The sequence below is a fragment of the Mesorhizobium sp. B2-8-9 genome (genome assembly GCF_006439475.1).
GTDB lineage: Bacteria > Pseudomonadota > Alphaproteobacteria > Rhizobiales > Rhizobiaceae > Mesorhizobium.
Map to the genome: position 1 here is coordinate 1 of NZ_VFTQ01000030.1, position 22,673 is coordinate 22,673.

19 protein-coding genes are annotated in these 22,673 nt (G+C 59.5%); 8 read left to right on the top strand and 11 right to left on the bottom strand.

Translation table 11 applies throughout. From position 1 onward, the window contains the following. Positions 1-744 (bottom strand): VCBS domain-containing protein (locus FJ423_RS26970; RefSeq protein ID WP_210239576.1); only part of this gene is annotated, 744 nt, incomplete at its 3' end. A gap of 740 nt (positions 745-1,484) precedes the next feature. Between FJ423_RS26970 and FJ423_RS26975 the strand changes: the two genes are divergently transcribed. The 5 genes from FJ423_RS26975 (at position 1,485) to FJ423_RS27000 (ending at position 6,411) form a co-directional block, all read left to right on the top strand. After that, complete coding sequence (locus FJ423_RS26975) at positions 1,485-1,862, top strand: MucR family transcriptional regulator (protein WP_140845999.1); 378 nt, start codon at positions 1,485-1,487, stop codon at positions 1,860-1,862. Between the two features lie 573 nt (positions 1,863-2,435). Next, a complete protein-coding gene (locus tag FJ423_RS26980; protein WP_140846000.1) occupies positions 2,436-3,881 on the top strand; it encodes an adenylate/guanylate cyclase domain-containing protein in 1,446 nt (481 codons plus the stop codon). A gap of 409 nt (positions 3,882-4,290) precedes the next feature. Continuing rightward, positions 4,291-4,869 (top strand): hypothetical protein, encoded by a 579-nt coding sequence (locus FJ423_RS26985; RefSeq protein ID WP_140846001.1) that lies wholly within the window; start codon positions 4,291-4,293, stop codon positions 4,867-4,869. An 897-nt stretch (positions 4,870-5,766) separates the two neighbouring features. After that, on the top strand, positions 5,767-5,967 hold the full coding sequence (locus FJ423_RS26995) for a hypothetical protein (protein ID WP_140846002.1): 201 nt from the start codon (positions 5,767-5,769) through the stop codon (positions 5,965-5,967). Between the two features lie 24 nt (positions 5,968-5,991). Then, positions 5,992-6,411 carry a low affinity iron permease family protein gene (locus tag FJ423_RS27000; protein WP_246680316.1) on the top strand — a complete coding sequence of 140 codons (420 nt, stop codon included), beginning with the start codon at positions 5,992-5,994 and terminating at the stop codon, positions 6,409-6,411. Here FJ423_RS27000 and FJ423_RS27005 read toward each other — a convergent pair. From FJ423_RS27005 to FJ423_RS34840, 6 genes are all read right to left on the bottom strand, one after another. After that, positions 6,408-6,668, bottom strand: coding sequence for a low affinity iron permease family protein (locus FJ423_RS27005; RefSeq protein ID WP_246680318.1), 261 nt, complete (start codon positions 6,666-6,668; stop codon positions 6,408-6,410). The two genes, FJ423_RS27000 and FJ423_RS27005, sit on opposite strands and share 4 nt — an antisense overlap. A gap of 454 nt (positions 6,669-7,122) precedes the next feature. Next, positions 7,123-7,431 carry a hypothetical protein gene (locus FJ423_RS34830; protein ID WP_181174912.1) on the bottom strand — a complete coding sequence of 103 codons (309 nt, stop codon included), beginning with the start codon at positions 7,429-7,431 and terminating at the stop codon, positions 7,123-7,125. 137 nt (positions 7,432-7,568) lie between these two features. After that, a complete protein-coding gene (locus FJ423_RS27015) occupies positions 7,569-7,847 on the bottom strand; it encodes a hypothetical protein (RefSeq protein WP_140846005.1) in 279 nt (92 codons plus the stop codon). A 280-nt stretch (positions 7,848-8,127) separates the two neighbouring features. Then, entirely contained in the window at positions 8,128-8,610 is a 483-nt protein-coding gene (locus FJ423_RS34835; protein WP_348642929.1) for a hypothetical protein, read from the bottom strand. 40 nt (positions 8,611-8,650) lie between these two features. Further along, positions 8,651-9,034, bottom strand: coding sequence for a hypothetical protein (locus FJ423_RS27030; RefSeq protein ID WP_140846006.1), 384 nt, complete (start codon positions 9,032-9,034; stop codon positions 8,651-8,653). Between the two features lie 58 nt (positions 9,035-9,092). After that, a complete protein-coding gene (locus tag FJ423_RS34840) occupies positions 9,093-9,341 on the bottom strand; it encodes a YidB family protein (protein ID WP_348642930.1) in 249 nt (82 codons plus the stop codon). Between the two features lie 505 nt (positions 9,342-9,846). On the opposite strand from FJ423_RS34840, the gene FJ423_RS27040 reads away from it, so the two are divergent. After that, on the top strand, positions 9,847-10,143 hold the full coding sequence (locus FJ423_RS27040) for a hypothetical protein (RefSeq protein WP_140846007.1): 297 nt from the start codon (positions 9,847-9,849) through the stop codon (positions 10,141-10,143). A 766-nt stretch (positions 10,144-10,909) separates the two neighbouring features. Here the strand turns inward: FJ423_RS27040 and FJ423_RS27045 are convergent. Then, entirely contained in the window at positions 10,910-11,266 is a 357-nt protein-coding gene (locus FJ423_RS27045) for a hypothetical protein (protein WP_246680319.1), read from the bottom strand. Positions 11,267-11,504: 238 nt separating this feature from the next. Between FJ423_RS27045 and FJ423_RS34335 the strand changes: the two genes are divergently transcribed. Beyond that, a complete protein-coding gene (locus tag FJ423_RS34335; RefSeq protein ID WP_140846009.1) occupies positions 11,505-11,735 on the top strand; it encodes a DUF6074 family protein in 231 nt (76 codons plus the stop codon). A 428-nt stretch (positions 11,736-12,163) separates the two neighbouring features. On the opposite strand, the gene FJ423_RS27055 is transcribed toward FJ423_RS34335, so the two are convergent. Continuing rightward, on the bottom strand, positions 12,164-12,775 hold the full coding sequence (locus FJ423_RS27055) for a hypothetical protein (protein ID WP_140846010.1): 612 nt from the start codon (positions 12,773-12,775) through the stop codon (positions 12,164-12,166). Positions 12,776-13,428: 653 nt separating this feature from the next. Next, positions 13,429-15,315, bottom strand: coding sequence for an adenylate/guanylate cyclase domain-containing protein (locus tag FJ423_RS27065; protein WP_140846012.1), 1,887 nt, complete (start codon positions 15,313-15,315; stop codon positions 13,429-13,431). Between the two features lie 889 nt (positions 15,316-16,204). Between FJ423_RS27065 and FJ423_RS27070 the strand changes: the two genes are divergently transcribed. Then, positions 16,205-17,371, top strand: a complete 1,167-nt coding sequence (locus tag FJ423_RS27070; protein ID WP_140846013.1) for a sulfite oxidase — start codon at positions 16,205-16,207, stop codon at positions 17,369-17,371. A gap of 313 nt (positions 17,372-17,684) precedes the next feature. Here FJ423_RS27070 and FJ423_RS27075 read toward each other — a convergent pair whose 3' ends face one another. Further along, on the bottom strand, positions 17,685-22,490 hold the full coding sequence (locus FJ423_RS27075) for a winged helix-turn-helix domain-containing protein (protein ID WP_181174913.1): 4,806 nt from the start codon (positions 22,488-22,490) through the stop codon (positions 17,685-17,687). Between the last annotated feature and the right edge of the window lie 183 nt (positions 22,491-22,673).

A 22,673-nucleotide genomic window follows, 5' to 3' on the forward strand; every position in this document is an offset into this window, starting at 1 on the left:
CAACTTGTCGAGAGCCGAATCGGCGGCGGTGAACGTCCAGGTGATCTGGCCGCCCGTGCCGGTGCCGGTGGTGTCAGCGGTCTTGACCGCGGCGAGCGAGCCGAGCTGGCCGCTATAGTCGGTGCCCTTGAACACCGCCGAGACCACATGCACATCCGTCAGATCGACGTCGCCGAAGGCAATGGTGCCGGTGGCGGTCTCGGTGGGGGTATGAGCGTCCTCGGTGACGGCGCCGACAAGCGTGGTCGCGCCGATCAACGGCTTGTCATTGGTGCCGGTGAACTGAATGGTGGTCGTTGCCCAGCTCAGCGTGCCGTTGCCGAGTTGAATGGCGTAGGTCAGTTTATCGGTGAGAACCTGGCCCTGCGCAAGCGACTGCAGCAGTGCGTTGATATCGGCGGTATTGTAGTGAATCGTCCCATCGCTGGCGATCCAGATACGCGCTCCGAGCAAGCTTGTGTCGGTGGTTCCAGCAAGTCCGGCGCTGTCGTTGGTGCTTGAATATGTGGTGTCGCGGATAAGCAGATCCGACGGTGCCGGCGTTTTGGTGGCTGTCGACGCGCTGATCGAATTATCGATCGAGTAGAGTAGCTTCGCAGATCCACCCAGATCGTTCGCCAGGACATTAAGGATCAAGACGCCAGTCGAATCTTCAGAGAAGTAGAAAGCGTCGTCCTTAGCCTGCGGTGTGTTGGAAAAGGAAACAGTCGTACCACCCGCATCGGCGATCTGCTGAGTTGCCATTTTTTATCTCCCCAGACCGGCGCGCCTGGCGCCTGCCCATTTGCCGTCCGCAAGACGGCAGACCACCCCATGCCGAAAACATCGGCGTCCAATTTGGGGAAGGAGAAACGATTTGCCTTCAACTGAGCGCAACTCAACAGTGTCCGCGAACTGCCATCGCGGATCTGCAGTTACCACACGGTCGTGGCTACGACGGCTTAGTCGCCGCGGCTTTCCCCTACCCCAGTAGCGCCCTAACTCGTTGTTGCCGGTCGGGAGATAATTTGCGCTACCTTTATATTAGGATATTATTAACTCTGCCAAGGCGTGCGTCAACGGGCAATTCGATAAACAGTTAATGACGGTAGACGTACCTGTACGATACGTAGGGTAGACTGGCTTAAATGTTTCCGAAGTTCAAATGGCCGCCCATAAATAGGTTGGGACATTCCTGCTCTGCTAGCCGTCGTGGCAGCATCAAGTCGGAGCAAAACCGTTTCTAGCCAGGCGCGGGTACAAGTAGAATTCTGGGCCCTTCGCGATTGTTGACAATCAGCCAACGACGCCAGCTTAACCATGCACCGGAAACTTGCCCATGGTGTCGGACCGCCCCAACACCAGGTTCAGGACGACGATCGCCGGGACGGAGCAGGTGCCTAGATCGCGCCGCCCTACCACATAGCCCTGGTCGGTTCCCAGCACTGGCATTTTGCCGAAAATCAACTAAGAGATTCAGCCAATTTGTGAACGGGGATATTTGCATGTCCGACGGGAATAACGAAGACCCGCCCGAACTGATCGGGGACGCGAACTCGTCGCTGTCTAAGGTCGGGCAGCTGGCCGAATCCGAGAAGCCCGCCCAGGTCCCCGCCGTCAATCCCATGCAATCGGTGTTCCCTGAATACATCATCTGTCTCGAGGACGGTAAGCGGTATAAATCGATGAAGCGCCATCTGCGTGTGCACTACGGCCTGACGCCGGAGCAGTATCGTGAGAAGTGGGGTTTGGCGCTCGACTATCCGATGATGGCCCCTAACTCGGCGGCTCAACGGTCGGCCTTGGCGAAGTCCAATGGGCTTAGCCGCCAGCCTGGGATCAAGCCCGTGACGATCGCCAGCAAAAAGCGCTCGACCCGTTGATTTCCGAGCCTGCCCGTTCTGCGCAAGGAGCGATGCCAGGAGCCTTAACCCAGAAACCGATTGGTTGCGGGAGCCCCTGCGTAACCTTCTCTACGGAAGCCGTATCGATGCCAGCGACGACAGCGATCTTAATGAGGTTAACGAACTAAGGGACCTCCCTGAGTGTTCCGGCGACCGGTCGCGGGCAGTCGGATAGCGCAACGTGTGCCCCTTCCGGTGAGCCTAGAGGGCCTCTCGTGCAGAACCAAGCGGAAGAAGTAGAACCTGCGTGCACAGGATCCATGGCCTCTCAATTTCAACAGAACCGGTCAATCTCGCTCGTATCGCTATGCGGGAGGACGAGATTTGCCGCCTGAATGGCGCGACTTCGACCCAAACTCGTGTCGCCGCGACGCAGCGCCTTCAGACAGGCTGCCAGACCGGGGCGGTCATCATTTTTTTCCTGACGAGGAATCTGTTGTCGGCCTCGACCCCCGCTTCCTAGACACTCTATCGTACAACAAAGGAACTGAATCCATTCGCATCGCACTGCTTTTTTAGTAGGCTGTCGCGAGACAAGGTTGAGGATCCGGCGTGACGGTAGTCGACGATCGTCTGCTCGAAAACAAGATGACCAAGGTGGAGCAGGCGCGAGCCTGGAGCCCGCGCGTCATCTCGAAATTCGAGACGCTGATCAAGAGCGCCGACGACCACTCACTCTATCGCGTTAATCCGCTGGCCTTTGCTCGCGACCGCGCAATCGCCGAGCCTGAAGCCATCGACCTGTTCCTTCATGCCGCCCGCTGTGGCTTGTTCGACATGAGCTGGGATGTGCTCTGTCCCCAGTCCGGGATGGTGCTCGACAGTTTCGGTGCCCTGCGCACGCTGAAGACGCACTATGTCTGTGGCCTGTGCGACGTATCGGGCGACACCGACCTGGACGACTTCATCGAGGTCACCTTTTCGATATCGCCAAAGTTACGGCGCCTGCCGTACCATGATCCCGAGACGCTCTCCGTCGAGGATTTCCACTGGAAGCTCCACTTCGGACATGACGCGCGGCTGCCGGGCCAGGACGTTCGCTTTCTCGACGTTCTGCGCGGCTTCGTACGGGGCATGACGTTTCTGCCGCCTGGCGCCACCACAGTGCTCCGCGCCGACCTGGGACCGGGCGCCCTTTCGGGCGTAAACGTGCAGACACAGGCCGCATTCGCCGTGCCGATATCAGGCGATCCGGTGTTGGCGCCGACACTTCTGAAGATCGATTATGACGGCAAACGCTTCTGGCCGGGGTTGCCCGCTGTGCCACCTGGTCCGATTGTCATCGAGGTAGCGAATAGGGGGCCGCTACGAGGGTCATTGCTTGTCATCAACTGGCCGCCCGAGCTCGTCGCGCTGACTACCAAGCCGGCGCTCGATTTCGACCCTTATGTTTCCGGTGGAGCGCTCCTTGCGCGGCAAACCTTCCGTCAGCTCTTCCGGTCCGAACGTGTTGACGAGAAGGAAGGACTCGGCATCCGGCAGATCACCTTCCTGTTCACGGACCTCAAGGGTTCGACCGCCATGTATGAGCGCCTGGGCGATCTCAACGCCTACGCTCTGGTCCGCGAGCATTTCGCTCTGGTCAACGCGGCGGTTCAGCAACATTCCGGAGCGGTGGTCAAGACGATTGGAGATGCGGTGATGGCTGCATTTTCGCAGCCGTCGGATGCGATTTCGGCCGCACTCCACATCTTTGAAGAAATCGATCGCTTCAACGGCGACCATGACGGGCCGGGGATCATTCTCAAGATCGGTGCCCACTGTGGACCGTCGATCGCCGTGACGCTCAACGACAACCTCGACTATTTCGGCCAGACCGTGAATGTCGCCGCGCGCGTGCAATCCTTGGCGGAAGCCGGACAGGTCTGCATTTCCGAGGCGCTTTATTCCGCGCCCGGGGTCCGCGAAAGGCTTGCCGGCCATCGTGTCGTGGCTTTTGACGCGCCTCTTCGGGGTGTGGAGGGGAATGCAACTGTCTATCGCATCACGCGGGGATAGACACGATTGCGTGCCAACTCCCGCCGGTGGCAACGAACAGGCAGCGTCGATTGCCGGCCTGTGCATTAGCGATGTCCGCTTTTGGTGAACCGACGTCACCGTAGGAATGATTGCCAGCCAGCGGTGCAAAGCCAGCATCATCTCGACGAGGCTCTGGCTGCGGTGGCGAAGTAGAAGGCTTCTGAGCAATGGCCGCTACATCCCATATCCTCCCACCTGGCTGAACCGAAACGGCTGGGGCGACAAGCTTGCCGGCGATACTGCCACGATGACGGCGGCAGAGATGGCAGCAGGACAGAAACGCACCGAAGAATAACCCAGGCTGCCCATGGCCAGCAAATGGCTGCGCTCGCCAGAGCCCGCAGTAACGAGCTGCTTGGGGTGGGCAAATGACGAAGTATGAAGCGCGTTGCCCGCCGCTTATGAGCGGGAGTGGGACGAATTGCTGGTTAAGCTTCTGCGTGAAGGGCGGAAGCCGGCGGAGCGTATACCGACTAGCTCACGTGTGCTGCTCGATCTGGCGGGCCGGTACAAGAGGGCCGCGGTTACGCACAGCAAACAGAAGTTCATCCTCGTCCGTGAGCCCGTTCATGAAGAGCTTGAAAATGTGAGTCGCCACTTTCTCGCATCGCGGGCTGCTAGCCGGAATATGCCGCTCCTGGCTGATGGTCTTGTAGACGCGGGTGAGCATGTCGAGTTCGTCACTCGTGACGACTTGGCCGGGATACAACATAGCCTTTCCTCCTCGAAAGCTACGAAGCGCGAAGCGTGCGACAAGCGTGTGAATTCCGCAATCAATTATGATGTGATCGGGCGGCGCTGGGCGCGCGGTATTGCAGCGGCAACGGAAGTGCTCGATCGCGCCGGAATAAAGGCCGTGGAAGCTGCAGAGGACTCGTTTGCGGTCTATTCCAGCTTACGTGGAATGAAACAGATGGCCCAAAAGTTCAGACCATTGGACGGGGTGGATTTGGATCGGTGGTACTGAAGCGGGTTCTCCCGAGGCAGTCTTGGGCAAGGGCAATCTAGACTACGACGAGCATGGCATCGTCTGGACGCTGGAAGCGCCCCTGGCGACAGTGGAGGCTTCCATTGTCAGTGAGGCCTAGCAGTGGATCCTCAAGGCGGGAAGAAGCGCGGCCAATGATCGAAAATCGACTCGCAAAAATCTGCGCGATTGCTAAAATTCGTCAACTCATTATTGCGGGTTGAGGGATCTGCATTGGAAGCGCCGATAGCTCTCGTCCTCGAACACGAAATGCTCATCGTACTCGACGTGGAATCGCATTTGGCAGAGGCCGGCTTTGCGGTGGTAGTGGCGAGGTCATGCGCGGAGGCCAATCGGCTGCTCAGCGATGTTACTCCAAATCTCGTTACAGTGGATGTCGGACGGCTCATGTCACGCTATCGCCGACACACTTGCGGAAAGAAACGTACCGTTCATAGTCCATTCCGGAACCTCTGGATGACGGGACTGACGTGTTCCGCAGGGGCCATTTTCTGTTGAAGCCGGCATCCATGCCGAAGCTAGTCGAAATCGCAAAGGTGATGATTGGGGGCTGAGGGCTACCGTTGCTGAGAGCCGAGAAAGGACACGACGGCTCTTCGTAAATCAGCCGTTCCTTTACAGGCGTGCGTGCCCATCTTACTTGGCGGACGGCTCGCCGGGTCTCCAGGCTGCTCGCGCCACCAGCCGCCGCTGTCAGTTGCCCTACCCTTCGTTCGAACCCGATCGCGTCTTGCCAGGCCTTCGGACCATTGGCACTCATCGATGAGACGCTCTTTCGAGCCGGCGGTAAAGCCCCGGCAAGAGCATCAAGGGATAACGCAGTGCAACTTTCCCGCATTGCCGGCGTTCCACTTCGGTCGTCAGCTGGAGAGTTTCATGCAAGGTGTCAACGCACACGGATGGGAAGGCGCTTATAATCCTGCCGAGTTTGCCGAAAAGCATGGACTCACCAATGAGCAGGCGAAAGTGGTCATCAGGTCGAACGGTCCTTCACGGCATAAATGCGATGTGAGCGCCATTGCCTTCCGGCAAGCCTTGGAAATGCGAAAGCGTCGGCGAACCAGCCATAAGATCTAGGAAGGGGCGGCTGGGTAGCCTTCAGTGACACAGCAGGTTGGCAGCAATATCGAGCGCGGGTTCACCCGCTTTGCCGGGGGTGTGGCGAAGGCGACCGGAAGACCCTGGGCGTTCGCATTGTGCGTTGCTTCGGTTGTTGTTTGGGCTCTGACCGGGCCCGTCCTGCATTTCTCCGAAACCTGGCAGTTGATCATCAACACCAGCACCACCATCGTAACCTTCCTCATGGTGTTTTTGATTCAAAGCACTCAGAACCGTGACGGCGTAGCCCTGCAGGTCAAGTTGGACGAACTCATTCGCTCCAGCCGCGCCCGAAACACATTTGTGGGCATCGAGCACCTGACCGAGGCAGAGGTTGATGCAATATTGGCCAAGCGTAAAAAGCGAAAGAAGCCCGCCGGGCGCGCGCCAGGCAGACGCCAGCGTAACGGCAAAAAGACCTAAGTCAGGGCTCGGTCGCTGGATTTCCGCTTCGTCGCGCGTGCCCGCTCCTCTATGTCGTCGGCTCGCTTGCGAATCTCTTCGGCCGACCCGTGTTCCAGGCCAACTACCTCGTTGCGGGCGGAGCTGACAGCGACGATCAACTCGTTCAGTTTTGCCTGCATCGCGGCGGTATCGCGAGCGTTCTGGATTAAAACCACGCCCGTCATCGCTAACGCGGTGAAAGAGACGATGTAGGTCCCGACCGCTGAACTGGCCAACAGAGCGCAACCGAGTGACGCGATGATAATCAGGTAAAACCCAGGTGGTTGGGATAGAAACGCCGCTAGAAAATATAGGGGCCTGTGCATTTTTGCCTCACGCTCTCGCGCAAGGCAACATTCCCGGAGCGATTAAGTTCCGGTTGGGGTATGCCTCCATGCAGCTGCCTCAGCCGCAATTCATCGACTCAAGAGACCTCGCAGTCGTCCAGCACGCGAGCTCTTGCGGACTGCGACGCGCTTTGAATTCTGCCTGCTTACCGAACCGGCCGTGCTTGGAACGCGGAACTCTTGACTCAATCAGACACGATAGCATTGCTCGGCAAATTCGCTGTCGGCGACATATTCTACCTGGAACTCAAGCCGGTATAAAATAAAGCAAGAAGAGCGAGCATCTTCGGCCCGCTGCCGCATTTCGTTAACCCGTTCCTACGGTAGCCGGCGGCGCTAACGCTCAGTGAAAATACACCATGTCGGCATCACCCGTGTGTGAGCATGGGAACAAGTCAGCCAGCAGGCGATTTATCGGAGCGAAGGGGCATTCAACAACAGGAATTTTCCAATGAAAACAGTGCTTTTCGCCGCTCTGGCGTTCTGCATCGCTGCTCCGGCTGTCGCATCCGCTGCCGAGGCTGATGTGATCGTCAGGACGCATCATCACAGGCATCATCACCATGGGACCGCCGTCGTCATTAAGGACGGACACCGACTCCATCACCGCCGCCACGGTACCGTCGCTTTCTATGATCATGGCAAGCGCCATCGCCACCACTCCGCAACGGTGGTGGTCAAAACCTCACGTCACCACAGGGATCATCACCGAGTCGTCGTCAAAGGCAGCGCTGAATAAGTCGATCTGCGACGGAGAAAAGGCCCGGAAGCCGAAGCCTCCGGGCCCTATTAGCGGATCCCTCGTGAACGCGGCTTAATATCCAGCACCAGCTCCCGATCGGTGCATTCCTCGCGTTCATGATCGCCGCGCGCACCGGCCGCCCAGTGCTCTCGATTGTGGTGGCGGTTCGGCGCGGCAAGCGTAGGCTTTAAGGTGCCGTGGTCCTCGTCATCGGCATTGTCCAGCTCGCGGTCGTCGTAGGTGCTTCCCCTGCCGTCGAGAAAGGCGCCGACGGTCTGTGGGCCACGCTCGCACCAGCCACCCGCCCCGTTCACCATCGGACGCATGTTGAAACCTATCGATCCCGTCTCAACCTACATCGCCGCCATCGCGCCGTGATGCTCGCCATCGCAATCTGGTGCTACCGGCGGTGAAAGAGCCCCGTCCGCCGTGGGTTATTGAGGACGGGCTCTTTGCCGGGCCTCCCAGGGAAATCGCATTCCAGTGTGGGCCTGTTGCGATAACACCCCACCCGACGCGACGCGCCGGAAAGGGAGGCAGCCCCTAGCGCGCCGTCTGCTTCATCAACTTCGCGCTTGGTCCGATGTTCCATTAGGAGATGCTTGACTAAGCCACTTCTCGCTCCAGACTCGTTCGCATGGCGAAGGCTCTTTCAACATTGGCGATGAGGTCGTCATTAGGGCCAAAGTGCGCAGGCGTGTCACGAAGGACTGGGTAAGCGTTTCCATCCCCTCCTATGGCCAGCCACATTCCATTGTGGATCGCACGTCGAAGGTGAAGGAGGGCCAGGAAATTGAGCTGATCGGCGATCTCGCCGGGATCGATGATGGCAAGGTCACCGTCAATCTTGGTGTGCCCGTCACAGTGAATGCCGACACTCTCAGGCTGGTCACGCGCTAAAGCTCTACGCGGCAAGCTTCCTTCGCGGTTTTCCAAGGCTTCGAAGATCACTTCGACAACACTGTCGACTTCCTCGTTGATTTCGCCAGCTGGAATGCCTTCGCGTTCCGCCGCTTTCATCAACTCGCCGGCCAAGTCACTCACCGCCACCGGATCATCGGTCATGGCATTGGGCAGATGCTCTGCCATCCAACGCTCGAGAAAATTGGCGCCGCGTGTGCTCATTTTTTCACAAGCATGAGCAGTAAATTCCGCTCATCTTTTTCGAAACCTTCTCCTGCGGGCCGCGTTCCTTACGCTCATTTGGTGCATTGGGAAGCATCTTCAATTTGCGGTCGTTACTTCCGAGGTAACCAGCGAGGAGGGCCACCTGTCCAAAAGGTTTTTCGTCGAAGAGATGGGCGGCGATTTGCCGATGGCCGGCCGCGAGATTACCGCGGAGACGCCTGAAGAGGCGGTCGCCCGCGTGATCAGCGACGCTGTGGTAACTGAAGATTGGGAAGCCAGCGCCGACGAGCAATGGATCAGAGTGACGGATAGCGAGCGTGGTATAATCTATCGATTTCAAATCCCGGTTAAGACGGCCGATTAGCCGCCTTGTCGTCCGCGCCATTTCCCTGACTGTCCCTCAGACGACAATGGCTTCCAGGCCTACTCGCGCTTTACGCGGTCTAGGGCGCGGCACGCGGTGGCACCTGATCAAGCAGGGTAACGTCTTCGGAGCCTGCAGGCGGCAGTTCGCCGTTTGGGGTGAGCTTGTTGATCGCCTCGGGCAAGTCCCGAGTTATCCTGGAGATCAATTCATCGCGGGACAGCCCGGTCTGCATCGAGAGGGAAGCAAGGGTTTCATCATCTATTGCCGCTTCGACCTCGTTTGGCCCAATCGGCTTGTTGGGTCCGGGGCTAACCCATGAATCCACCTTCGAGCCGGCTCCCGAATTTCGGAAGCGGTCGACGATAGCGCCAAGCGCCGTCCCGGAACGCCTTTAGACAGTTGGTCCAGTATCCCGCCCTCCGGATTGTTCGGATCACGATTGCCGCGGAGCAATTCCCCGATCTTGTCGCGATTTTGGTAGGCGAGCACGCCCAATATGGCGACCGCCAGTCTGCCCAGATTTGCCATTGGTTTCCTCCCATCAATCACAGGGGAAGCAGCCGCGGTCGGAAAGGTTCCGCTGCAAAGTTCTGTGGAATGCCCATCACCTGCTTCAGCGATCACACCATGTCTGAACCACGATGTTTTAGCTACTTTGCATATATGGCGGACCACAGTTCGCCAGGCCGGCGCACACTTAGGCAATCTCCCCAACGAGAGGCGCCGGCCACCCTTAGCCCGTCGCCAGGTGTGGGGGCACACCAGCGGCGGGCTATCGGCAACATTAGCAACCGCTTGACGAGGCCGGTTGCAGCGCCAGACTCATCCCTATGGCGAAGGACAGCATCAAAGTCGGCGACACGGTTGCGATCACAGCAACGATCCGCAAGCGCGTCACAGAGGACCGGGTTAGCGTACTGATCCCTTCCTATCACCAGCCGCATTCGATCGTGGACACCACACCGGGCATCAGCAGCGGTCAGAAGATCGAGCTGACCGGCGAAGTCCTGCGGGTCGATGATGACACTGTAACGGTCGGCGGCAACGATCTCGGGATTACGGTCAAGCGCAGTGCTGTGCGGCTGGTTACGAGCCATGTGGCACCGAAGCGGTCAAAGGCTACCTAATTCGGACGCCCGATCATCGCAGGGCCGACAGCTTGGGATTCTTGCTGTCGTTCCTAACCAGCATCTATGTGCAGTACAGTGCACATAATCGAGCCTCTCAACCTTCTCCAGCTATTTTGCCGAGATCGGTGAGCATCAATTCTGCTATCTCCCTTTTCGCACGTCTGAGTTGTTTAAGGGAGTCATGCGGTGACTGCACTCTGGACTGCTCTGCGCGACGACCTTTGCGAGAAGATGGATGCCGCTGCGCCGAAGCCCGGCAAGCGCGGGCCCTACAAAAAGAAAGTTGCCTTAGTTGATTGATACCCGGCCGATCACCAACGACCTTATCCTGCGCGTTCTGAATATTGTTCTCATCAAAATTCGTGCGACTGACAATCTGGATAAAGCCCGGATGCTTGCTGACGCATGTCACAATGCACCGAGCATGATTGGAGCCGGTCGAGACCCGCGAGATACTTCTTTCGACCGCTCGCCGACTGAGATTGAGCCTTACGTCACTACGATCTTAGACCGCGTCAGAGCGCTAGGCTCCGAGGAAACGACGAATGGACCGAGGTTCTCGTCAAAGAGAAGGCAAGCAATTTCGTCACCAGCCTTCTAACATCCTTCACCTTTGATCGCATCTGAACCAAACGGTGTTCGGGCTCGGACCCCGGGCGACTACGCGAGCGGAATACGATGATCGCGATATCGCGTGGAGGAATTTTCGGGGAAAATCGTCCGTTTCTAAATGCCCCAGCGGTCAATCCCGCCGGGGCAGCGCCTACTGTTGTTTCACCTCCCCAAGGCGGCCTTCAAGTTCTTTCATAAAATGGGCTTCGTTGAGCAGGACTTCCCAACCGGTCCCGAAACGTCCGACCAGATCGTGGGCTTGCTCCTCGGAGATGTTTGCTTCTCGGGACAACCGGCCGGCCAAGAGATCAAAGGTGGCGAGATCTGCCTCGAGCAAGCCATCGCGGTGCTGCATCGCTGCCGCAATCACTTCAAAGACACTGCCGACTTCCTCATAGATCTCGCTTACCGCGATGCCCTCTCGGTCCGCAGCTTCCATCGCTTGGTCGGCTAGATCGTTTATCGCAGCCGGGTCGTTGGTCACCGCATCCGGCAGATGCTCTGCCATCCATATTTCCAGGAAATTTGCGCCGCGTGTACTCATTTTGGCATAAGCAGCCGGCGCATATTAGGTTCGCTTATCTTCATGCGGCAGCGAGTCGCGCTTCAGACTCAAAACCGTGGCGGAAAAGCAGCGGCAACATTGGCGACGCGGTCTTGGCGAATGGCTTGGGCCGCGCCCCTTAAGCTTCCATTTCCTTTCGATCGATAGGTTGGGCGCGGAACATTTGCGGGTCATCCGGTCCATGTCGGTGCATGCCTTCCCAATTAGTCGAGAGCTTCCCGCCATTCGAATCATGGCGAACGCAATTGCTCGCCTTCCGAGTGACGAGGCGGCTACGCTCTGGCGGGAAACTGCTACGCATCTGCTTTCCGTCGCGACCGAACGGGGCCAAGACGCCAACGATGCGCGCGCTGAGGTCCGTCGCTTCTTCGACGCCGTTCAGGCGGCCTTGCTCTGCAGCGTACCCGCCTAGCCGCTGCCTCTCCGGCCCGGCCCGCGACCGGACAACAAGCCTGCCTTCCGCGATCGCACCAAGGGCCGTACCACAGCCGCGCGCCATTCACCATTCATTCATAATATTAGCAGAATTCTTACGAGCGGGCATGCTGATGCTCCTCAACTGCAACACCAGACTGTCGGCAGGCTGCGGATTCGGGTGGCGGCGAAACAGACACGGGCGGGGGGAGGAGTTGCTCGTGCGGGAGCATTTCGGCACGGTGGCGGAGCGTTTCAAGGAGGCCTTGCGGCCTGAGGGGCGGCGACTGGCCGCCTCGCACATGCGCCGAACGCGAGTGTCACGCTATGCGGCTTCGGCTCGGCGCGCCGCGGTCGAGGACATACTTCCTTCGCCGCAGCAAACTGGACACCTTCGGGCCGGCCGGGCGAGTGCATTGTTGCGCGCTAACGCTTGCGCAAGAAAACCGGTACGACGTGGTGAAAAGCGATTCCCTCATCGCGGTGTTCGCCCCCGGTAATCGCTGCAAACCATGCTGCCGCAGCGCCAAGCGCGGAGCCTGCAGCAGTCGCGAAGCTAAAAATGGCAGTTATGTGGGCTGAAAGGCGCACCATGCTATCGTTGAGTTGCGCGTCAGGGCGATTGACAACGGCGGCCGCGCCGTGCCCACCAATCATCGCCAAGAAAAACGCTGCTCCAAGAGTAGCTAGGGCCCAGACTGCGATGCCGTGTATGCCATCGCGGAATTCGCTTTCACTTTGGTTGCTATCTTCCCAGCGCGTGCGCATTCGTCCAGCTACGTAACCGCCGGCTGCGGAACTTGCTGTAGCAACGATAACTACCCACAGCCCGGCCACCAGCACATTCCAGGAGGCGCCACCGTTGGGAAGAGTCGGAGAACCCAGCGCCAAACCAGCGCTCGACCCGAATTGCAGAAGAACCACCGAAATGGCGCAAGCGATGACACCCCCGCCAAATATGCCTCCCCACTCAAGATAGGACGATGTAGCCACTTTTGGGGTCACTGTAGCGCTTTCCGTTGCGGCTATTTTGGCCATGATCTTAACGAAGTCCAAAAAACGATAGAATGAACAAAACGATCACGACGAGGCCAACAAGATAGATTATTCCGTTCACGGCATCCTCCTCCGGATTTGCGGACCGAAACACAACGTGTCCGTCATGTTTTGGTTGCAAAAGAGCTCGGCCCGGAAGTCTGGACATTGATGAGAAGTGGAAATTCCGCCTGAGATCGGCGTCCCAATGATGTACGCGTTTAAGCAGCGGCAAAGCTGATTCATGCATCCGTTACCGGAATGGGCCGGAAGCGGCCCGCCAGCTAACAGCAGCGACGTCTATAAAAGCCGACGTGCAATTCTGGTTCGAGTAGCAGCCTGATTTGACCCCAACGCGACGTTCGGGCCGCTCGGCTCGACCCCAAGCTCGTACTGGACGACACTGCTTCTCATTTGCGATATAGTTCCGGCAAAGCCTCTACCGCCTGGGAGAACGCACTGTGGATATTGAGGCATGGCTCGGGGAGCTCGGCTTGCGTGAGTACGCACCGGTCTTCCGGGACAACGACGTTGACCCTGGAGGTTCTTTCCAAGCCGACCTCCCAGGACCTGCCCGCGAGGGTCACGTCGATCGGCCATCGGCGCCCTAAGGCGTAGCTGTGGCAGCGATCTGCGCGGCGGCATTGTCGCGGGCATCAGCGAGCGTCGTCGGCGGCTTCCACGCACTCCGGAAGATGCATTGGTTTCTCAATCCTCGCGAGCTGCTCGGGCTTTGCGCATGGAGGGAACCCGGCATCGCGTATCGTTTCGGCAAGCTTCCTGCGCTCTCTGTCGTTGAACCCGGGATCGTTTGCGAAGCCCTCGGCGGTGAGGTCTGGGTAGCGCTTCAGAGCGTCAGAGGTAGCCGCCTTCGCATTGTCTGCTTGATCCAGCGCAGCGTAAGTCGCAGCTCTTAAGACCCAGCCGTATCTGGTGCGGTTCTCGGCCGGTTGCCGTTCTATAATGCGCAACGCATCCTGGTACCGATCGGCCATGAAGTAGGCATATGATAAGGCTCCGCTCTGCGCCGGGGGATAGTTCGGATTCAGGCGGACTGCTTCGTCCGCGAGTTCCGCACCCTTTTGCGGGTCTCCAAATGTGCTCGCCCAACCGGAGTAGAGCGCAAGAATGTCGGCCGAGCCGGGGTTGAGGCGCAGCGCAGTTTCGTACTCGGCCTTCCCCTGCACGAAATCCCCGTCAGTGGCGACCATATTGCCAAGGACGGCATGGGCGCCTGCGTCCATCGGATCCACCTCAACTGCTCTGCGCGCCGCCATGAGAGAAAGCGGGTGAACCTCGGCGAAGTCGGCGCCATATCCAATTGATTGATCATAAGCCCATGCAAGGTCCACCCAGGCGCGGGCAAGCGTGGGGTCCTTCGCGAGCGCCTCTCTGAACAGGACAATGGCTTCGTCCAGCCGCTCTTTGGTTGGCGTCAGGATCCGATCTCGACCGAGCAGGTACTTCTCGTATGCACTAAGACTTTGCGGTCGCTTTCGCTGCGCAGCCCTGCTTTCGGCTGCCATGATCACTCCGGAGCCGCCGAGTTGGTTAACCGCCTCGCGAACGATCTCACTCTGGACCTTGAACACTTCTCCGGCAGGACGGGTCCATCGCTGCGACCAGACATGCTCTCCACTTGCAGCATCTATCAGCTGGGCAGTGACGCGCACCTCGTCACCGTCTCGCTGAACCGATCCCTCGAGCACATAGCGAACCTTCAGGTCTTGGCCGACTTTGCGAACATCGACTGGCTTGCCAGCATACGTAGCGGTTGAGTTCCGAGCTATGACGGTGAAGTCAGGAAATCGCGCGAGGTCTGTTATGATATCCTCCATGATCCCGTCTGCCAGTCTGGAGGTGGCATCCTCACGGCCGAGGTTGTCGAATGGAAGCACGGCAACGGCGGACTTCGCTAAGGCCGGTTCAGTCGGGATCGTCCACCATAGGCCCGCTCCGATGACTGGGAGCGCGATAAGCGCTGCCGCGGCGGCGTTGAGCAATGAGCGGGAGCGACGCGCCCGAAACTTCAGACCCAAGCCCGGCTTCGCACCTTCGAGGCGGACGCTGTAGGCACGTACCGGTTGGGAAATGTTCTTCACCGGCTGCTTGCCGACAAAATCGATTGGCAGCGCAAGCTTGCCTCGCATGTGGTCGTAGACCGTACCGGAGATCAGGACGCCGCCGACCGGGCAGAGTTGCTCCAATCGCGCCGCCACGTTGACGCCATCGCCAAGGATGTCGTCGCCTTCCACAACCACGTCACCGAGATTGATCCCAATCCTGTAGGCGATCCGTTCGTCGCCGGGAACGCTGGCCTGATTGGCGGCAATCGCTTTCTGCATTGCAATGGCGCAAACAACAGCATCGACGGCCGAGTGGAACTCCGTCAGCAGCCCGTCACCCATGAGCTTGATCAAGCGGCCGTCGTGCTCGCGAATGATCGGCTCGATCACTCCGACGCGTAGCTCTCTTATCGCGGTGAGAGCGCCAGCTTCGTCTTTATCGATAAGACGCGAATATCCAACGATGTCGGCCACCATGATGGCCGCCAGCCGTCGTTGCGAGCGGGTTATCACCACCGGACCACCACCCGCTGTGGGTTTAGCAACTAATCTATACCTGTAGGAAAGCGACGGAAACCATCAGCGGGTTGTAGACCGACTACTCTTCAGAATTTGTGGAGGCGCCTGTCGAACTTGAGCGATGAGTTTGATGCCAGAGGCTAATGGTATGCACGGCAACCGCAAACTCGGCCAGAACGAGTTCGCGCTAAGTAGTTGAAAATCGTTCAATCCGGAGCCTTGTGTGCTAAATCGCGTAGAACATAGGTTCGGAGAACAGCGGCTCTCTCGAGATCGTTCTGCCAATTTTGACGCGGCAGCCAGCACACAGGTTTCCGCTGAGAACCGCGGAAACGCTGGGCTTTGGAGGCCCTCATGACTGAAGCGGAGAACGGTTCGAAAAGGCGGCGCCGGTAGCGGAGGAGCGCTACCGCCTTTCTCCACACTTCGGGGGACCTGCGATACTTCCTGCGGTGCTGCGCCTGATTCAACCTCTCTGGGCCTGCAAAGATCGGCTGAGAGCGGCAAAATTTGACCCGAGGCTGACCTTCGTGTCGCCACTTGGATGGCTCGAAGCCGCCATTGGCAAACAAGCAGATAGCCACTTTGCCCGAACTTTTGAGATCACGAGGGTACACGCCCGACCATCGGCGCTTTGCCCTCGCCACGAACGCAGATTGGGCGTATGGTGGTATATCGCTGGTTACTAATACAAGGGCTGGCGACTGAGAGCGCAAGAACTCCGCCTTAAGACCGGGCGCGCTCCCACACATAGCTGCTTGGCGCGCTCACGAGTTTGCCTGTCTCTGCCGGGATCTCCTTTGTGCGATTCCAGCCACAATGAATTTTTTGCAGGAGGAGAAATCCCATGCATCACCTTCCACGCCGCGAATTTATTGTTCAAGGCAGCGCGACCGTCGCCGCGTTGACATTGTTCCGTTCACGGTTTGCCCACGCCTTTCCAAGCCGGGTGGGTGAGACCGTCATTCCGTGGCTTGATCAGCCGGCGCCCAATCCCGTTCCGGCGGTCATCCAGACCCAGCTTGTCTGGGAGGATCTGGATTCATGGGTGACACCCAATGACAAGTTCTTCAGCATCGCGCATTTTGACCGGCCAAGCATCGACGCAAATGCATGGAAGCTGGAAATTGATGGGCTGGTGAAAAAGCCTCTAAGCCTATCGCTCGCCGATCTCAAGGCTCGGCCCCGCCAAGAGGTAGTTTTCACAGTGGAATGTTCGGGCAATCACGGCTTTCCGTTCTTTACCGGTGGCATCGGCAACGCCCACTGGGCCGGCACACCGCTAGCCGCCATTCTTGAAGAGGCAGGCGTCAAGGAAAACGGCATCGAAGTTGTTTTCTGGGGCACTGATGTCGGCGATATCGCTCTCAAGGATAACAATCGCGATGTCAAGATGCACCAGAACTTCGCCCGCAGCATGTCGCTCGCCGATGCGATGAGCCCCAACAACATCCTCTGCTACGAGATGAATGGGGCTGCCCTCCCGGAACCCAACGGCTTCCCGGTGCGGCTTATCGCACCCGGCTGGTATGGCATCGCCAACGTCAAGTGGCTCAAGCGCATTGAGATACGAAACAAGCGCTTCATGAGTCTGCTGATGGCGCGGGACTATGTCACCATTCGCGAGGAAGAACACAACGGCGAGACGGTGTGGGCCGAGACCTCTGTCGGCCGTGCGTTGCTGAAGTCAGCACCAGCTAGAGTCACACGCAGCGATGCCGGATATCGGATCAGCGGTGCGGCCTGGGGTGCCCCCATTGCCAAGGTCGAAGTCAAGGTTGATGACGGCCCATGGCTCGAGGCGACGATCGACTCTACCGAAGAGGCCGAATTCGCCTGGAAGATGTGGTATCTCGACTGGAAAGACCCGTCAAAGGGGGAGCACACGGTCACCTCGCGCGCCACTGACATGGCGGGGCAAATCCAGCCTGCCATGGATGATCCCTGGATTACCAAGAAGCACACCTATTGGGAGAGTAACGGTCAAGTAACCCGCCGCGTCAGCATTGCTTGAGGAGCTGGCTGGATGTGCCAGAAAACACTATCGAGGTGTCCTCATTAAAGACCGGGGTCATTTCATCGCTATCGACACGCGGCTTGATCGCCGTGTGTCGCGGGCCGTGTTTGCTGGTGCTTTTCGACTAAGCAAAGTGCTGTTGAGTCGGATCGCGACACTCGCGTAGCTGCGTGCCAAACGCCGGAAATTGGCGAAACCACGACGTCCGGCTCGGTCGCCGGTGACGTCGGCTTTCAGACGATGGATTAGGCGCAAAGTTGCCCCGTTGCAGCGCCGGGCTCAATGGGGAAATCTGAACTTGTTATCGACCTCAGCCTGGACAGGTGCCGTTTGCAGGGACTTCCGGAAGGAAGAAGCTTCGCCGCTCGCAAGGGGTGAGTTCGCGAGGGACGGTACGCCGGGCGAATTCAGCAAGCTCCTTGGGTGTCTGGAAGACGCGCACGATGCTGACTGTTTGTTCGCCGGAAATAATCGCGACATGGGTGCCGTCGGCGCTGAAAGCTGCACGTGTAAAGCCCGGTCGAAAAGTTGCTTCGTGCTGGCTCCCAAGGACGGCAATCTGGCGGCCCGATTGCGCCGCCCATAACCGGACCGTTCGATCTTCGGTCGACGCGGTCACGACATACACGCCATTGGGGCTGAACTCGGCGCTGTCCAGCGCGCCGCTGTGGCCCCTGAGAACCCTTTCCGGACCGCCTGCGACGCTCCAGATCCGGGCGGTTCCATCGCGTGAAGCAGTCAGCAGCGACTGGCCGTCGGGACTGAAGGCGACCACCGTCACCGCGCCGGTATGTCCCTCGAGCGTTCTGACGCTTGTCCCCTCGGTGGTCGACCAAATTCGGGCCGTGTGGTCGAGTGAGCCCGTGGCGACGAGTTGACCGTGAGGGTTGAAGGCCCCTGCCGTGATGCGATCCTGATGCCCGACAAGAGCACGTAGTTCGACTCCGCTCGTCGTCAGGAGGTGTCCCACATTGTCTTCCCTGGCCGAGAGGATCAGACGTCCGTCAGGGCTAAGAATGGCTTGCGGCAGATTGCTGCTCGTATTGATGGCGGCCAGCTCGGTGCCGGTGTTGGCGTCCCACAGTTGCGCGGTCCCGTTGATCCATGCGCAAACAAGCGATTTGCCATCGCGACCAAACTGGATCTTGATCAGTCCGGCATCTGATCGGAACTGGGCGGTCTCGTGTCCCGTGGCCACGTCAAAAATTCGGACCACGCCCTCAAGAGATGCCGTGGCGACGCGCCTCCCACCTGGGCTGAACGAGGCGCTTTGAATGATCTCATGCGTGTCGAGGCGGATTATCTCGCGCCCGCTCACTACATCCCACAGGTGCGCCGCGCTGTCGCCGCCGCCGGTCAGCAGGTGGACGTTGTCGGGACTGAAAACCGCGAAAGTCGGCCGATATTCATGTGAGAGCGAGGTCGTCAGGGCGCCGTCGACATCCCAAAGCCGAGCGGTGCCATCGTGTGAAGCAGTGAGTAGAATGTTGCTGTCGACCGGGCTGAATTCCAGATGCTCGACCAAGGATTCGTGACCGGCGATCGTCGTCACCAACGAGGCGCGTTCAGCGTCCCAGATGCGGATCGGCCCATTGATCGAGGTCGTCGCAAGGAAGCGGTCGTCCTGGGTGAAAGCACCGTTCATCTCCACATCGCGTTCATCTGTATCGATCTCAGGCTTCAGCCCCGAAACCTCTTGGCCGAGCACTTCATCCAGCGTTCCCAACGTTCCATCCCAAATCCGGGCAGTGCCATCGAGGGATACCGTGGCGATCCGCTGACCCCCGTGGCTGAAAATCACGCCGTTCAATTGCGTGTCGCTCTTGCTGCCGGCCAACTTTGCGATCTCCGTTCCTTTCGACAAATCGAAAAGGCTGGACGTGTCGCGGTGTGAATGCCAACCCCACGGGCCGGCCACCATCCGGCTTCCGTCCGGGCTGAACGCCAGGGTGTAGGGCCAGGAGGTCACTCGGATCGACTGCGTCAGCGCGCCGTCTGCGGTATTCCGGATCGAAACAAAATGCTTGCCCGCCGTCGCGAAGCTGCGGCCGTCTGAACTGAAAGCAGCACGCGTATATGCGTCGCTGCTTACACCCAAGACTTTCTTTCCGGTTCGGGCATCCCAGAGCGTTGCATCGCTGTTCTCCCCCGCCGTCAGCACCCGGGTGCCATCCGGGCTGAAGATTGCCGTCGGGTAATTGCCTAGCGGCCGCAGGATGTAGAGCTGCTCTCCCGAGACGGCGTCCCAGATACGTGCAGTGCCGTCCCTCGCAGCCGTCAGGATACGGCTCCCGTCTGGGCTGAATTCGGCCCTCTCCACGGCCCCATCATGACCTTTTAGAATTGCAGTTTCGGTACCGGTGGCGATGTCCCAGACGGCTGCGGTTTTGTCGTCGGATGCGGTGACAACACGATCACCTGTAGGATTGAAAGCTGCATGCGCCACACTGGCGCCAGGGCGAAGGATTTTGATCTGCCGGTGCGCCAGCAGAGCCTTGTAGAGGGCTGCTTCAGCCTCGAAGAGATATGGCCGGTCGGGTTGCTCTTTCGAGGGCAGCGCCTCAAGCGCCAACCGGATCGCAGCCTCGGTGTTGCCTGCCGCGGCGGACCGCTCCGAAAGGAACGAGAGCGAAAGGAACTGATTGCGCAGCGCCTCATCGCGTTGGCCCCTTGCTTCCTCCCGCGCTTTGAAGGCGACCAGTGCGCCTGCACCCGCCATAAGAGCGAGCATTATTGCCACGACGGCGGCGTTCCGTGTCCGTCGGGCAAGCCGGTTTGCTGCGGCGGCCGCGAGGCTCCGGCGCTCGGCCTCGCGCTCCAGGCGCTCGCGTTTTGCCTCTTCGGCAGCCGCGACCAGCGCTAGCTCTCCCTGACGATCCTTTTCCTCCCTCTGCCGATGGGCACGCAAGGACTCCTCGATGTATTCAAGGACGGCAGCGTCGACCTCCTCCCGCCTTGAAAGCATCAACTCTTCGCCCTCCGCCAGGCGTTTGCCGGACGGAAGGAGAAGCTCTCGATTCCTGCTTTCCAGGTGCCATCGTTGGGCGTCGGCCCGCAGGCGTTCGCGCGTCGCGAGAAAGTTGCGGTTTGCATTTACAATGTCAGCGGCGCGCGGCCAACGGCTCAACAGTGCCTCATGTGCAAGACGAACGAAGACATGCCCTGCGGCGTCCTCGTCGCTGACGAGGAGCCGGGCGTCGATTAGTGCTCTGACGAGGGCCGATCGCGCGGGAGTGCCCGCAACTTCGCTATACAGGGCCGCACGTGCCGTGACCGTTTCATCGCCCAGGTTCGCCGTGGTGAGGGCGCGCAGCACCGCGGGCAAGGCCTCCTGGATACCGGGCGCCAGCAAGTCGAGGACTTCGTCGGCGCGGCGCGCGATTGCGCCTTCGAGCCCGCCGAGCGCACGATAGTGCGCAAAGGTGAGAACGCGTCGGTCGCCACTGGCTTGGTACAACGCGTCGAGGACGAACTCGAGAAGCGGCAATGATCCGGGATCGGCAGTTGCTGCCGCCTGCAGCACGTCATCGAGCCGCCCCAACTCGGCACTCTCCTCGAAGCGGAGCCCGGCCACGGCCGCAGGTTCGCGGATCATCTGCGCGATCTCTGGGCCGGTTGGTGGCAGAAGTTCGTAGCTGGCGAGGCCGTCCTTGAGCGCCGAGAAACCCTGGACCTCACCGCAGCGGTGAAAGAAATCCGAACGGATCGCCGCTATCACCCAGACCAGTCCGCTCGCGGCCAGCACCGCCATGAACCGCACAAGGGCCTCGCGCGTCGCCGGCTGCTTCTCCGTCGTGAACAGCTCCTCCAGTTGATCGATGACCAAAAGCAGTCTGATCTGCGAGCGGGCCCGCCCGGCGGCCTTGCGAAGTGCCTGTCGGACCATCGCCAGGGCTCGATCCGGCGTGTTCCTGCAGAGTCGAGCAAATTCCGCGGCTGTTGCTTCTGAGGACAGCTCCGGCACAGCAGCGTCGTGAAGCAGCGCCGCAGCCAACACTGCGAATGCATCCGGTCCTTCGGAGAGGCGGATCAGGCAGCGGCGCCACAAGGATATGCCTGCCACGGCTCCAGGTCGCGTCAATGACGGCAGCAGGCCAGCGCGCAGGAGGGAAGACTTGCCACAACCGCTCATTCCGTAGATGAGCAGGAATGCCGTGCCGCTTGCTGCCTGCTGCTCCAGTCTGGCCGTGCAGGCCGCAATCGCCCGCGCTCGGCCGAAGAATAGATCGGCATCTTCGAATTCGAAGGCATCGAGACCGCGAAATGGCGACCTGACCGGCTCCTCGGACGCAAGACATACGCGGTAGATGCGCAAGGCACGGGCGACATCCTTCAGTTTGCGCTCGCCGAGATCGATGAACTCCAGCGAGAGGTGGTCCTGAGCCTGGGCGCGGACCGCTTCCGTGATGCAAATCCCGCCGGGGCGTGACAAGGTTTGAAGATGAGCTGCGACCTCGACGGCCTCGCCCCTGAGGTGGTCGCGCTCGGCGACGACGTAACCGAGGTCAATGCCGATGCGGAAGCGCATCCGCTTTGTCTCGGGAATCTCGCAGTTCCGCCTATCGACCTCATGCTGGATCTCGTTCGCACACCGCAACGCCTCGACAGGGCCAGCAAACTCCGCAAGGACTGTCTCCTCGACGCTCGCGAAGACACGACCGGCATGTTTTATCAGCAGCCGATCAAGGAACTGCCTGTACACCGGGGTAGGTGCAGCAATGCTCCGCTCATCCTTGCCTGCCGGCCGGACTTCGGCGGCCAATTCTGCCGCCAGAATTGTAATCAATCTTGGTCCGGCATTTGAGGGAAGGACCAACCTGTAACCGCGCCTCGGCACTGTCTGCACGACGGCCTGATGACTGTCGTTGAGCGCCGCACGGATCTCGTGAATGCATTGGACCAGGCTGTCATCGGTGACGGCTAGCCCATTCCAGACCGCCTTCATCAGCTCGTCCTTGGTGACGACGCGATCAGCGTTCTCCAGAAGATGGCGAAGTACCGCGAAGGTCTGGTGGCGAACTGCGACTGTCCTGTTGAACTGGTCGCGCAAGGTCTCCCTGCTCACGTCGGCGGTCACGCCGTTGAGTACGAACGTCGTGGGCGGCGAGCTGTTCAAGCCGGTTCCCCTCAAGCACGAAGCCGCAGTCCCATACTAGCACGGTTTCGCGCTGCGAAGACTGCTCATCATCCAGACCGTGCGGGGAGCGCAGATTTCGGCGAATGATCGTAAGCCGTTCGTGACTTGGCAAATGCCCCGGACCGACAATTTCACATTCCATCATCGGTGAGAGGGGTTCGC

Coding starts and splice junctions, on each gene's coding strand:
- FJ423_RS27040 (WP_140846007.1), top strand. CDS start 9,847: ATGGCGAAGGACAGCATCAAAGTCGGCGACACGGTTGCGATCACAGCA.
- FJ423_RS27065 (WP_140846012.1), bottom strand. CDS start 15,315: ATGGTGGCCGACATCGTTGGATATTCGCGTCTTATCGATAAAGACGAA.
- FJ423_RS27070 (WP_140846013.1), top strand. CDS start 16,205: ATGCATCACCTTCCACGCCGCGAATTTATTGTTCAAGGCAGCGCGACC.
- FJ423_RS34830 (WP_181174912.1), bottom strand. CDS start 7,431: ATGGCGCTTGCCATGATCATAGAAAGCGACGGTACCGTGGCGGCGGTG.
- FJ423_RS27055 (WP_140846010.1), bottom strand. CDS start 12,775: ATGGCCAAAATAGCCGCAACGGAAAGCGCTACAGTGACCCCAAAAGTG.
- FJ423_RS27045 (WP_246680319.1), bottom strand. CDS start 11,266: ATGGCAGAGCATCTGCCGGATGCGGTGACCAACGACCCGGCTGCGATA.
- FJ423_RS26995 (WP_140846002.1), top strand. CDS start 5,767: ATGCAAGGTGTCAACGCACACGGATGGGAAGGCGCTTATAATCCTGCC.
- FJ423_RS27030 (WP_140846006.1), bottom strand. CDS start 9,034: ATGGCGCGGACGACAAGGCGGCTAATCGGCCGTCTTAACCGGGATTTG.
- FJ423_RS34835 (WP_348642929.1), bottom strand. CDS start 8,610: ATGGCAGAGCATCTGCCCAATGCCATGACCGATGATCCGGTGGCGGTG.
- FJ423_RS27015 (WP_140846005.1), bottom strand. CDS start 7,847: ATGCGTCCGATGGTGAACGGGGCGGGTGGCTGGTGCGAGCGTGGCCCA.
- FJ423_RS34335 (WP_140846009.1), top strand. CDS start 11,505: ATGTCGGTGCATGCCTTCCCAATTAGTCGAGAGCTTCCCGCCATTCGA.
- FJ423_RS26975 (WP_140845999.1), top strand. CDS start 1,485: ATGTCCGACGGGAATAACGAAGACCCGCCCGAACTGATCGGGGACGCG.